13 protein-coding genes are annotated in these 13,397 nt (G+C 30.3%); 6 read left to right on the forward strand and 7 right to left on the reverse strand.

The annotated features are described in order from the left end of the window. Positions 1-473: 473 nt before the first annotated feature. The 7 genes from gyrA to dnaA form a co-directional block, all read right to left on the reverse strand. Entirely contained in the window at positions 474-2,963 is a 2,490-nt protein-coding gene (gene gyrA / locus I6U48_RS22950) for a DNA gyrase subunit A (protein WP_218322817.1), read from the reverse strand. Between the two features lie 17 nt (positions 2,964-2,980). Further along, entirely contained in the window at positions 2,981-4,894 is a 1,914-nt protein-coding gene (gene gyrB / locus I6U48_RS22955; RefSeq protein ID WP_218322818.1) for a DNA topoisomerase (ATP-hydrolyzing) subunit B, read from the reverse strand. 15 nt (positions 4,895-4,909) lie between these two features. Then, entirely contained in the window at positions 4,910-5,173 is a 264-nt protein-coding gene (gene remB / locus I6U48_RS22960; RefSeq protein WP_218322819.1) for an extracellular matrix regulator RemB, read from the reverse strand. A 21-nt stretch (positions 5,174-5,194) separates the two neighbouring features. Further along, on the reverse strand, positions 5,195-6,286 hold the full coding sequence (gene recF / locus I6U48_RS22965; protein WP_218322820.1) for a DNA replication/repair protein RecF: 1,092 nt from the start codon (positions 6,284-6,286) through the stop codon (positions 5,195-5,197). 101 nt (positions 6,287-6,387) lie between these two features. Continuing rightward, positions 6,388-6,594 (reverse strand): S4 domain-containing protein YaaA, encoded by a 207-nt coding sequence (gene yaaA, locus I6U48_RS22970; protein WP_218322821.1) that lies wholly within the window; start codon positions 6,592-6,594, stop codon positions 6,388-6,390. A 25-nt stretch (positions 6,595-6,619) separates the two neighbouring features. Then, complete coding sequence (gene dnaN / locus I6U48_RS22975; protein WP_218322822.1) at positions 6,620-7,723, reverse strand: DNA polymerase III subunit beta; 1,104 nt, start codon at positions 7,721-7,723, stop codon at positions 6,620-6,622. A gap of 261 nt (positions 7,724-7,984) precedes the next feature. Next, on the reverse strand, positions 7,985-9,337 hold the full coding sequence (dnaA, locus tag I6U48_RS22980) for a chromosomal replication initiator protein DnaA (protein WP_218322823.1): 1,353 nt from the start codon (positions 9,335-9,337) through the stop codon (positions 7,985-7,987). 571 nt (positions 9,338-9,908) lie between these two features. Here dnaA and rpmH point away from each other — a divergent pair. Genes rpmH through mnmE form a run of 6 tightly spaced genes read left to right on the forward strand, consistent with a single transcriptional unit; the run spans position 9,909 to position 13,393 of the window. Beyond that, positions 9,909-10,043, forward strand: a complete 135-nt coding sequence (gene rpmH / locus I6U48_RS22985; protein WP_178906164.1) for a 50S ribosomal protein L34 — start codon at positions 9,909-9,911, stop codon at positions 10,041-10,043. 52 nt (positions 10,044-10,095) lie between these two features. Next, positions 10,096-10,428 carry a ribonuclease P protein component gene (rnpA, locus tag I6U48_RS22990; RefSeq protein WP_218322824.1) on the forward strand — a complete coding sequence of 111 codons (333 nt, stop codon included), beginning with the start codon at positions 10,096-10,098 and terminating at the stop codon, positions 10,426-10,428. Further along, a complete protein-coding gene (gene yidD, locus I6U48_RS22995) occupies positions 10,429-10,638 on the forward strand; it encodes a membrane protein insertion efficiency factor YidD (protein ID WP_218322825.1) in 210 nt (69 codons plus the stop codon). A gap of 20 nt (positions 10,639-10,658) precedes the next feature. After that, positions 10,659-11,318 carry a membrane protein insertase YidC gene (locus tag I6U48_RS23000; RefSeq protein ID WP_218322826.1) on the forward strand — a complete coding sequence of 220 codons (660 nt, stop codon included), beginning with the start codon at positions 10,659-10,661 and terminating at the stop codon, positions 11,316-11,318. Positions 11,319-11,333: 15 nt separating this feature from the next. Next, positions 11,334-11,960, forward strand: a complete 627-nt coding sequence (gene jag, locus I6U48_RS23005; protein WP_218322827.1) for an RNA-binding cell elongation regulator Jag/EloR — start codon at positions 11,334-11,336, stop codon at positions 11,958-11,960. A gap of 53 nt (positions 11,961-12,013) precedes the next feature. After that, positions 12,014-13,393 carry a tRNA uridine-5-carboxymethylaminomethyl(34) synthesis GTPase MnmE gene (gene mnmE / locus I6U48_RS23010; RefSeq protein ID WP_218322828.1) on the forward strand — a complete coding sequence of 460 codons (1,380 nt, stop codon included), beginning with the start codon at positions 12,014-12,016 and terminating at the stop codon, positions 13,391-13,393. The last annotated feature ends 4 nt before the right edge of the window (positions 13,394-13,397 follow it).

Genomic DNA, 13,397 nt, shown 5'->3' on the forward strand with positions numbered 1-13,397 from the left:
TTTTTCTTAGCTACTATCAAGTAGCTCAAAAGAATTGCTGGTTTACTTTACTTAATAAAAGCTATTTAAGCTTTTAACCTCTGTTTAATTTTCAAGGATCATCGCCGCTTCATTTAAGCGACTATTCTAGTTTATCAAATCTTTTTGAGTTTGTCAAGTTGTTTTTTATTTTTTCAAAACCACTTTTTACGACGAACTCATCAAGCTTTTATAGTGTATCATCAAAACTTAGCTTTGTCAACAACATTTTACTAAGTTTTTATCGCATCACTCAGCGACAAGAAATATTGTATCAAAATTATAACTGAATGTATTTAATAATTGTACTATATAAATATAATTATAGATGATTTTCTCCACATTTCTCTATATTTCTCTATATTTATTATGTTGATACACACGGCATAGTTTTATTATTTTAAACATAAAAAATACAGGCACTAACTATAAAATCAATGCCTGTGCTTTCAGTTTTATTCTTCATTCTCCTGAGTTTTCTCTATCTCATTAGAATTTTCTCCAGAATCTTCATCATCATTCATTTGATCATTGTAATTTATTTTGGCAATAGCAACAACTTTTTGTTCTTCTTCAGTTCTCATAAGCGTAACACCACTAGTGTTTCTACTAGTAGTCGATATTCCTGATACATTAAGTCTTATAGCCACATTGCTGCTGTTTATAAGCATCATTTCATCTTCATCTTTTACAACTCTTGCTCCAACAATATAACCTGTTTTATCAGTAACTTTATAAGTTATTATTCCTTTACCACCTCTTCTATGAGCAGTATATTCGGAAACAGGAGTCCTTTTACCAAATCCATTTTCACTTATAACTAAAACATCATGATCTTCTGCTACAATATCCATAGCTACTGCTATATCGCCTTCTCTTAATGTAATGGCTCTTACACCTGTAGCAGTTCTTCCCATTGGCCTTACATCTTTTTCATTAAATCTTATAGCATATCCATTTTTAGTAAAAATAAGAATTTCACTTTCACCAGTAGTCATTCTTACTCCTATAAGTTCATCTCCATCTTTTAAGTTAATAGCATTCAATCCATTCTTCCTTATAGATGCATATTGACTAATTTGAGTCTTTTTGATTACTCCTTCTTTAGTTCCCATTATAAAGTAATTGTCACCATCGAATTCCTTAAAAGTTATGACAGCTTGAATTTTTTCATCTGTAGCTATAGGTAGTATGTTTATTAAATTAGTTCCTTTGGCAGTTCTTCCTGCATCAGGTATCTCATATGCCTTTAATTTATGAACTCTTCCTTTATTTGTAAAGAAAAGAATATTATTATGAGTAGAGGTAATAAATATATGTTCTACAAAATCATCTTCTTTTGTAGCCATTGCTTGTATTCCCTTTCCCCCTCTTTTTTGAGCAGAATAGGTATCAGCTGATATTCTCTTTATGTAACCAGCATGAGTTAAAGTTATTACTACATCCTCTTCTTGTATTAAATCCTCAATATTTATTTCATCGTTATTTCTTTGTATTTCAGTTCTTCTTTCGTCACCATATTTATTCTTTATTTCAATAAGTTCTTCTCTTATAATTTCTAATACTAATTCTTCTCTTTCCAAAACTTCTCTTAAGTGCTGTATTAGTTTAACGAGCTCACTATACTCATCTTCGATTTTTTCTCTTTCTAACCCAGTAAGTCTTTGTAATCTCATATCTAATATAGCCTGTGATTGCTTTTCAGAGAGGTTAAATTTATTCATAAGACCGTTTCTTGCTTCTTCTGTATTCTTAGAAGATCTTATAAGATTTATAACTTCATCTATATGATCAAGTGCAATTCTTAATCCTTCTAAAATATGCGCACGTGCAAGAGCCTTATCCAACTCAAATTTAGTCCTTCTTCGTATAACTTCCTTTTGAAAATTCAAATAATGTACAAGAACTTGTTTTAAGTTCAAAGTTTGTGGCTCATTATCTACTAATGCAATCATTATTATACCAAAGGTATCTTGCATTTTAGTGTGTTTATATAGCTGATTAAGTACGACATTAGGGTTGGCATCTCTCTTTAACTCTATTACTATCCTCATACCATCTCTGTCTGACTCATCTCTTAAATCTGATATTCCTTCTAACCTTTTATCCTTAACTAACTCAGCCATATTTTCTATCAGCCTAGCTTTATTTACCTGATAAGGTAACTCTGTAACTATAATTTTGGATCTTCCATTTTCTTCTTCTATATCTGTCTTTGCTCTTACAATGACTTTTCCTCTTCCAGTTTCATATGCACTTTTTATACCCGATGTACCAAGTATTATACCTGATGTAGGAAAATCTGGACCTTTAATTTGAGTCATTAGTTCATATATGCTAACTTCTGGATTCTCTATAAGCATTATTATTCCGTTTATTACTTCTGTTAGATTATGTGGAGGTATATTTGTAGCCATGCCTACTGCAATTCCAGCTGACCCGTTTACTAGAAGGTTGGGAAATCTAGATGGAATTACTACAGGCTCCTCCTCTTCACCGTCAAAGTTATCAATAAAATCTATTGCATTTTTATTTATATCTCTTAGCATTTCAAGAGCTATCTTACTTAATCTTGCTTCAGTATATCTCATTGCCGCGGCACTATCACCATCTACTGAACCAAAGTTTCCGTGTCCATCTACCAAGGTATATCTTATCGAAAAGTCCTGAGCTAATCTAACTAAAGCATCATAGACCGCACTATCACCATGTGGATGGTATTTACCTAAAACATCTCCTACAATTCTCGCGCATTTTCTATAGCCTTTGTCAGGTGTAAGTCCTAATTCATGCATAGAATAAAGAATTCTTCTATGAACTGGTTTTAAACCATCACGTACATCAGGAAGTGCACGGCCTGCAATAACACTCATAGCATAGTCTATGTAGCATTTTTTCATTTCATGGCTTATGTCTACCGGTAAAATTTTCTCGTTATCAAACATCAATTACACCTCTTTAATTATATGTCTAAGTTTACTACTTTTTTAGCATTTTCCTGTATGAACTCCCTACGAGGTTCAACTTTGTCACCCATCAATATAGTAAAAATTTCATCAGCAGCCATAGCATCCTCAACAGTAACCTGTAGCAGTGTTCTTTGCTCTGGATTCATTGTAGTATCCCATAGCTGTGCAGCATCCATTTCTCCAAGTCCTTTGTATCTTTGGATATTTGTATTATTGTCTTTTCCACCTAATTGCTGAAGTATTCTTTCTAACTCCTTATCATCGTAAGCATAATATTCTTTCTTACTTTTGGCTATTTTATAAAGTGGTGGCTGAGCTATATATACGTGACCTTCCTCAACAAGCTCTTTCATATATCTATAGAAAAATGTAAGTAATAAGGTTCTGATGTGTGCTCCATCAACATCAGCATCTGTCATTATTATTATTTTGTTATATCTTATCTTCTCAATATCAAAGTCTTTTGCTATACCTGCACCAAATGCTGTTATCATTGATCTTATTTCTTCATAACCAAGTATTTTGTCTAATCTCTGTTTTTCAACATTCATTATTTTACCACGTAATGGGAGAATAGCTTGAAATCTTCTATTTCTTCCTTGCTTTGCAGATCCCCCTGCTGAATCACCCTCCACCAGATAAATTTCACATTCTAAAGGATCCTTTGAAGAACAATCCGCAAGTTTTCCAGGAAGAGAATTACTTTCTAGAACTGATTTACGTCTTGTGAGCTCTCTTGCTTTTCTAGCAGCTTCTCTAGCACGCGCTGCCATTAGACCTTTATCAACTATAGATTTAGCTATTTGAGGGTTTTCTTCAAGAAACGTACTTACCCCTTCTCCTACTATGCTGTCGACTATACCACGTACTTCAGTATTACCAAGTTTAGTTTTTGTTTGACCTTCAAATTGAGGATCTATTAATTTTACTGATATAACAGCGGTTAATCCCTCACGTATATCTTCACCAGATAGATTCTTGTCATTTTCTTTTAAAATTCCGAATTTCTTAGCATAATCATTAAAAACTCTTGTTAGAGCTGACTTAAATCCTGCAAGGTGTGTTCCACCTTCCACTGTATCTATATTATTAGCAAAAGAAAAAATATTTTCAGTGTATCCATCATTATATTGAACTGCTATTTCAACAGAATAATCTTCTTTCTTGCCTTCAATATATATAGGTTCCTTATGAACAACCTCTTTATTTCTATTTAAATAGGTTACAAAGGATTTTATACCGCCTTCATAATGGAATACTTCTTTTTTTCCTGTTCTTTCATCATCTAAAACTATCTTTATGCCTTTATTTAAAAAAGCGAGTTCTCTAATTCTTTGTGCTAATGTGTCATAATCATAATCAGTTTCCTCAAATACTTCACTATCAGGTTTAAAGTGGATTTTTGTTCCATGATCTTTACTTTCAGCTAGCACAACTAAATCTGTTACTGGTTTTCCTTTTTTGTAAACTTGTTTCCATATGTGACCTTCCCTTTTAACTTCAACTTCACATAATTCAGAAAGAGCATTTACAACTGATGCACCAACTCCATGTAATCCACCAGATACTTTATATCCACTACCACCAAATTTTCCACCTGCATGTAATACTGTCATTATAACTTCTACTGTAGGTTTATGCATCTTTGGATGCATACCAACAGGCATCCCCCTGCCATCATCAATAACAGTTATAGAATTGTCTTGATGTATAAACACCTCTATATTTCTACAAAATCCGGCTAATGCTTCATCTATGCTATTGTCTACTATTTCATAAACTAAGTGATGAAGCCCTCTCGGTCCTGTACTTCCTATATACATTCCAGGTCTCTTTCTTACAGCTTCTAATCCTTCTAATACTTGTATTTGACTTTCATCATAAACTTGTTTTTTTTCTTCTGTCATATCTATCCTCCTATCTTAAGGCTCATAATACAGAAGTTCTGATCTTTTTGTTAGTGTTGCTGAAGATATTGGAGAAAAGTAAATTTTACTTTTCTTATCTACTTCAGCTATTATAAATGACTTAGGTTTATCTTTAGTTATTCTCTGAACAAAACCATCCTCTTCAGCCATTCTTAAAAATTGAATAGTATCAGAACTATACATGGATGTTTCCATGTCAAAAATGCCAATTATATCTTTTATTGGCACTACCACATTTTCTCCTAAATGCAGAAACATAAGTTAATCCCCTTTCAAATTTCAAACTATCTCTACAGTACCACCTTTAACTTTAAACACTTTTGCCTCATTTTTTAAGTATTTTTCTATATGATCTATACCAGTACAAGTAATAAAAGTCTGTATATCCCTTATTGAATTCAATATAAATTTTTGTCTATTTGCGTCAAGCTCGGATAACACATCATCAAGCAAGAGCACAGGATAATCACCCGTAATCTCCTTTACTATTTTTAAAGAAGCAAATTTAATAGTTAAAACTGAAGTTCTTTGCTGACCTTGAGAACCAAAGCTTTTCGTATCTATTTCATTTATTTTTATACTAAAATCATCTCTATGTGGACCCATTGAAGTTGTTTTTCTTTCAAAATCTTTTCTTCTACTGGCTTTTAACAGTTCCAAAAGTTCATGCTCTGCATCATTTATATTTTTAATAGATGTCATGTAATGAAATTCGATATTTTCAGTTCCTGATGTTATATCTCTGTGTATCGGCTTTCCATTATCATTTAATCTTTTTATATATTGTTGTCTCGATTTAGTTATTGCTTCTCCATATTTGGAGAGTTGTTCATCATATACATCTAGCATATATTCATATTTTTCACTATATTTTTTTAAAATCGTATTTCTTTCACTTAAAGACTTATTATATTGAACTAGATTGAAATAATACTTTTTACTTAATTTACATAATTCAATATCCAAAAATTTACGTCTAAACGCTGGAGATTCCTTTACTATTTTTAGGTCTTCTGGCGAAAAGATTACTACATTTAAAACTCCTATAAGTTCAGATATTTTATTAATCTTTATAGAGTTTACATTTATTCCTTTTCTTCCTTCTTTAAATATTTTTATTTCTATCTTTTTATCTAATCTTTCTTTTACAACATATAATTTTATATATGCATCACGGCCATCCCAATTGATTAGTTCTTTGTCTTTACTTGTTCTAGGTGACTTACCAATACTGCAATAGTATATACTTTCTAAAATATTAGTTTTCCCTTGAGCATTATCTCCTATAAAGACATTAACATTTGCATTTAATTCTATAGTCAATTCTTTATAATTTCTAAAATTAATGAGTTGTAAATATTTAATATACATAAAAACACCTAGTTTAATTATATCATAATATAGTCAATACACAATTAACAATAAAACTTTCATAAATTATTATTATACATCATTTATATAATAATTGTAAATTATATTATTTTATAAGTCTCTCCATTAAATTCTATTATATCTCCTTTAATGAGTTTTTTTCCCCTTCTTGTTTCAACTTCACTGTTTACTTTTACTTGACCTTCTTGTATAAACATTTTTGCCTCAGATCCTAGCGAAACTTCTCCAGTCCATTTTAAAAAAGAGTCAAGTTTAATGAATTCTGTATTGATTTGTATATTTTTCATTTTTAGTATCTCCATTTCCAAATTTTTAATGATTTAATAATCTTACAGGAAGTACTAAATAAGTACAATTATCATTTTCTTTATTTTTAATTACACATGGGCTTACTCCACTTGAAAACTCCATTACAATTTCTACTTCATCAATTATTTTTAATACATCAATGAGATATTTTGAGTTAAATGCAATTTGCAGAGGTTCTCCTTGCAAAATTATACTACTCTCTTCTCTTACCATTCCCAATTGAGAATTAGATGTTATAATCATACTTTCATCCTCAATATTAAGCTTAACAAGATTAGTATTACCATCTTTAGCCATTAGTGAGGCTCTTTCTATGCAATTCAATAAATCTAATCTATTAGCAGTAACCTTTAAATTATATTCACTAGGAATTATAGATCTGTATTTTATAAAATCTCCTTCTAAAAGTCTAGATATAATTTTAGTTGCACCTAAACTAAAAAGTATATGATTAGGTGTAAATGTAATATTAACATTATCGTCATTCTCTTCTAGTATTTTAGATACCTCATTTAAAGTTTTTCCTGGAATTACAGCATTAATTGTATTATCTGTATCTAGAATTTCAGATTTTAATGCTAATCTATAACCATCTAATGCTACAAGATTTAAATTTCTGTTCTTAGTTTCAAACAATACACCTGTTAATATTGGTCTAGTATCATCTTGAGCTGTAGCAAAGATTGTTCCTTTTATCATATTTTTTAATATCCTCTGAGGTATAGAAAATATCATGTTTTCATTTATATTGGGAAGATCCGGAAAATCTTCTGCATTCATATGAATTAAAGTAAATCTAGACTTTTGACATAATATCTCAATAGAATTACCATCTATTGTATTGATGTGTATTAAATCATTAGGAAGTTTCCTTATGATCTCACCAAAAATTTTAGCATCAATTACAATTTTTCCTTCCTCCAAAATGTTAGCTTTTATTTTAGTTTCTATACTTAAATCTATATCTGATCCCGTTAGAATTAGTTCATCTCCATAAGCTTTAATTAATATTCCATTGAGGACAGGCATAGTTGATTTGCCTGTAACTGCTTTTTGAGCTGTGGATATACTTTCTTGTAGAATAGATTTTTCGCATGTAAAGTTCATTAAAAATCCTCCTTTATTAACAAAATAATTTATGTATATATAGAGTAGATAATTAAATAATTTCTAGTAGTAATAGTAGTAGGGGCTGTGATTATGTGGATAATCCATATACACGTTGAAATTGCTTAAAAATAGAGAAAAAATAATTGTGGATAAGTAAATTCAATATAATTAACTTTATCCACATAAATAAATTAAAAAATAACGATATTTAGTTATCCACATGTTATCCTGATAGTAATATAAACACATGTCAATAACTTATTTTTGATTTATTCTTTTAGTAAGATCATTAACAACGTTTTGAAGTCCTTCATCGACTTTTAAGTTATCAGATATCTTTTCATAAGCATGTATTACTGTAGTATGATCTCTACCTCCAAATTCTTCTCCTATCTTAGGAAGAGACATGTCTGTAAGTTTTCTGCTAAGATACATGGCTATTTGCCTTGGAAACGCAACATTTCTGGTTCTCCTAGCAGACTTTAAATCTTCCACTTTAAGACTAAAGTAATTCGAAACTACATCCTGAATTAAGTCTATAGTCACCTGCTTAGATTGTTTACTTGATATTATATCTTTCAAAGCTTCTGTAGCTAAATCTACGCTTATTTCCTTATTAGTTAATGAAGAGAAAGCTACGATTCTTATGAGAGCACCTTCTAGTTCTCTTATATTTGATTTGATTTTTGTAGCTATATATACCATAACTTCATTTGGAATATTTAAGTTTTCTACGTCTGCTTTTTTCTTAAGAATTGCCATTCGCGTTTCAAAATCAGGTGCTTGAATATCTGCTATTAGGCCCCATTCAAATCTAGACCGAAGTCTATCCTCAAGTGTAGGTATTTCCTTTGGAGGCCTATCACTTGAAAGAATTATCTGTTTATTGGCTTCATACAATGCATTAAAAGTATGAAAAAATTCTTCCTGAGTTCTTTCTTTACCTGCGATAAATTGAATATCGTCAATTAGAAGAACATCGATATTTCTATACTTATTTCTAAACTCCTCATTTTTATCATCTTTAATGGAATTTATAAGTTCATTAGTAAATTTTTCAGAGGAAACGTAAACTACTTTTGACTTAGAATTATTTTTAAGTATATAATGCCCTATAGCGTGCATTAAGTGAGTTTTACCAAGTCCAACTCCTCCATATATAAATAAAGGATTGTAAGCTTTAGCTGGAGCCTCTGCTACGGCTAATGATGCTGCATGAGCAAAGCGATTACTATTACCTATGACAAATGAATCAAAAGTATATTTAGGATTGAGCATTGCAGACATCTCATCATTTACTATAATTGTAGTCCGATTTTCAATTTTTGGTTTTTTGGGTTCTTCAGAATCAATTGCTTCTTCAGATAGTATAAAAAACTCTACATTATATTTTTTTGAAGTAATAAGCTTAAGAGCATTTACAATTAAGTCTTTATATCTACTGCTAAGAATTCCTTTAGTAAAATCATTTGGAACACTTAGTTTGATTAAATCATCGTCAATAGATAAAGGTATTATGCTTTTAATCCAAGTATTAAAACTTACCTCAGTAAGTTCTCCTTTAATTATGTTTAGAGTTTTTTCCCATGTTTCTTTTAAATGGGCATTCATTTTATATCCTCCAGTCTTGAATAGAAAAATAAAATTCACATTAAATAAACATAATTATAAACATCATTATATTTTCTTGACAAATGTTTATTAAAATATTCACATGTTAACAAAATTGTTAATAATATAAGAAAAAAAAAATTATCAACAAATGCGCAAAAAATAAATATTAACATTATTAACACTGAATAATGTTAAGAAATTAGTCAAAAATATAAAAAGTAAATAAGCTTTTACAGAAAGGCAAACAAGTTATGCACAATGTTATCCACAGGTGTGGATAACATTGTGATTGAAAAAAGTTATTCACAACTCTCTATTAATAATATCAAAAGCTGACAAGCTATTCAAGAAGTTATCCACAAAAAAGTAATAAAAATAATAACAGGTAGTCCGACTTGAGATTTGGTGCTTGTAGAATTTATGATTGACATCGGAAGGTTAGGAATATATAATTTAATAGTAAAACTTCAAGTTGGTGAAATACGAGAGTTGGTTATTAGCGAATAATCCTCGTGAGCAAATACACTTAAGAGGGTAATATAACTTTCCTAGAAGGGGGTGTAAGAACATGTTTATGACTTATCAACCAAAAAAGAAACAAAGAAAGAAAGAACATGGTTTCAGAAAAAGAATGAGTACTTTATCAGGAAGAAATGTTCTTAAGAGAAGAAGACAAAAAGGAAGAAAAAGATTAACAGCATAAGGGCCGCTTTTGTGGCCTTTTTCTGCAACTGCAGAAAAAAGGAGCAAACTAAATGAAAGTCAATAAAATAAGAAAGAATGTAGAGTTTAGAGCTATATATAGAAGAGGAAAATCATTTTCAAATGCCTTATTAGTCCTATATATATATAAGAACAAAAAAAATGTAAATAGAATAGGTATATCGGTAAGCAAAAAAGTAGGTAAAAGTGTAATAAGAAATAGAGTTAAGAGATTAATTAAAGAGAGTTATAGATTGAATAGGTATGGTTTAAATATAGGATATGATTTAGTATTTATAGCTAGAAACGCTGCCAATGGTAGAAACTACAATGAAATAGATGAAGCTGTTAAAAATCTTTTTAAAAAGGCAGGTCTCTACAATTAAATGAAAGAATTTTTAGTTTTTTTAATTAAATTTTATAGAAAATATTTATCACCTTTAAAAAGACCATGTTGTAGATTCTATCCGACTTGTTCTCAGTATGCAATGGATGCATTAGAGAAATATGGTGTATTAAAAGGTGGATTTATGGCTATAAAAAGAATATTAAGGTGTAATCCTTTAAATGAAGGTGGATATGATCCAGTTAAATAAGTCGTCAGGAGGTTTAGAGTTTGCAGTACTTAAATAGTGCGTTTGTTCAGTTTTTTGAATTGATTCATCAATGGGTAGCTATAGTTACTCCGAATAAGAATATTTCCTATGGAGTTGCTATAATTTTAATGACAGTTATAATTAAGTTAGTAATATTGCCGTTGAATATTAAGCAAGTGAAATCTTCTATGGTAATGAATGAATTACAACCGGAAATAAAAAAATTACAAGAAAAGTATAAGAATGATCCGCAAAAGTCTCAACAAGAAATGATGAAACTTTATAAGGAAAAAGGTGCGAATCCACTTAGTGGATGTTTTCCAATGCTTATACAGTGGCCTATTCTCATAGCACTTTATTATGTATTTAATAATTTAAGTGGTATAAATGGTGTTGAGTTTTTATGGATAAAAGATTTAGCTAAAAGTGATATCGCTCTTGCTATTCTTTCAGGTGCAACTACATATTTTTCGGGATCATTAATGATGCCGTCTGGTAATAGCGCGCAGGCTAAACAGTCAGCTACTATGAACATAAGTATGTCTGTATTTATGATAATCTTTAGCTGGAAGTTAAAATCTGCATTAGTACTATATTGGGTAATAAGTAACTTAATTCAGATAGCACAGACAGTAGTTATGAAAAAACTTGGTATGCATAGAAGCGTTAGCAATGCTTAGGGGGGTGACTATGGTATGAAGGTTATAGAAATGACTGGAAAAACTGTTGAAGAAGCCTTGAAAAATGCTCTAAAAGAACTTAACGTAGAAGAAGATAAAGTCGAATTTGAAGTTTTAGATGCAGGAAACAAAGGTTTTTTTAATTTAATAGGAACAAGACCTGCAAAAATTCAAGTAAAAGTAAAAAGAGATTATATTTACGAAGCTAAAACATTTGTTAGAGATGTTCTAGATTGCATGGGAGTAAAAGCTGAGATAAGAATAAAAGAAGAAAATAATGTTGTAAAGGTGTCTTTAACAGGTCCAGATATGGGAATACTTATAGGGTATAGAGGAGAAACATTAGATTCACTACAATATCTTATAAGCTTGGTTATAAACAAAGGTCATGAAATGGAGTATAAGAGAGTTATTTTAGATACTGAAAATTATAGACTAAAGAGAGAAGAAACATTAAAAAGGTTGGCTAGAAGAATAGCAGAGAAGGTTAGAAGAACAGGGAGACCAGTAAAACTAGAGCCAATGAATCCTTATGAAAGAAGAGTAATTCATTCTGCACTTCAAAATGATTTTTATGTTAATACTTACAGTGAGGGTGAAGAACCTTTTAGAAAAGTTGTAGTGGATTTGAAGAAAGCCTAATGGCTTTCTTTTTGCTTTATTAGTGTGAATATTATAATAGAGGGAGTGATAAAATGAGAGAATTCGATACAATAGCTGCAATTGCAACGGTCTTAGGAGAGGGTGGAATATCAATAATAAGAGTTTCAGGTGAAAAATCTTTAGATATTGTTAGTAGTATATTCAAAGGAAAAAAAGAAACTGGATTAAATGGGATAAAAACATATACTATGAGATATGGTTTTATTATAGAAAAGGAAACAGGTGATGTTTTAGATGAAGTTATTGTAACCTATATGAAAGCACCAAGAAGCTTTACAGCAGAAGATACGGTGGAGATAAATTGTCATGGTGGCGTAATTTCAACACAAAAAGTACTAGAAGAGGTAATAAAGAATGGAGCTAGAATTGCGGAACCTGGTGAATTTACAAAGAGAGCTTTTTTAAATGGTAGAATAGATTTAAGTCAAGCAGAAGCTGTAATAGATATAATTAGAGCAAAAACAGAACTTTCTATGAAATCAGCAGTTCAACAATCTAGTGGGAGAGTCTCAAAAGAGATAAACAATATAAGAGGAAATTTACTAGAAATAATTGCACATATTGAAGCTACAGTTGATTATCCAGAAGATGATTTAGAAGAAATGACTTCAGAGAGAGTTGCAGTTGAACTAGGAGGTATTTTAGACAAAATAAAAGAAATATTGAGTACAGCAGATGAAGGCAAAATAATTAGAGAAGGTCTTAATACAGTTATTGTTGGTAAGCCTAATGTTGGAAAGTCATCGCTTTTAAACTCACTTTTGATGGAGAAAAGAGCAATAGTTACGGATGTACCTGGTACTACTAGAGATGTAATTGAAGAGTATATAAATATAGATGGAGTACCAGTAAAAATTATAGATACTGCAGGAATAAGAGATACAGAAGATGTAGTTGAGAAAATAGGTGTAGAAAAATCTAAGGAAAAGATCAATGAGGCTGATTTAATTATTTTAATGCTTGATTTAAGTAGAGAACTAGATGAGGAAGATCATGAAATTATAGAATATATAGAAGGCAAAAAATACATTATCTTATTAAATAAATCTGATTTAGATGGTAAAATAAATAAAGAGAGTCTTAATAAACTAAATCCGAGATATATAATAGAAACTTCGTCAAAAACGGGCCAAGGTATTGATGAGCTGAAGGATTGTATAAAAGATCTATTTTTTAAAGGTGAAGTAACATCTATGGATATACTTATTACTAATACTAGACATAAAGAAGCTTTAATTAGAGCTAAAGAAAATTGTATTCAGGCATTAGATGCTTTAGAAAATACATTGGCAATAGATCTAGCATCCATAGACATAAGAAATGCATGGAGTAATTTAGGAGAAATAACAGGTGACACCTTAGGTGAAGATATAATAGATAAGATATTTTCAGAATTTTGTTTGGGAAAGTAGGTAA

Source organism: Clostridium thailandense (assembly GCF_019207025.1).
In the GTDB taxonomy this organism is placed as follows: Bacteria; Bacillota; Clostridia; order Clostridiales; family Clostridiaceae; genus Clostridium_AM; species Clostridium_AM thailandense.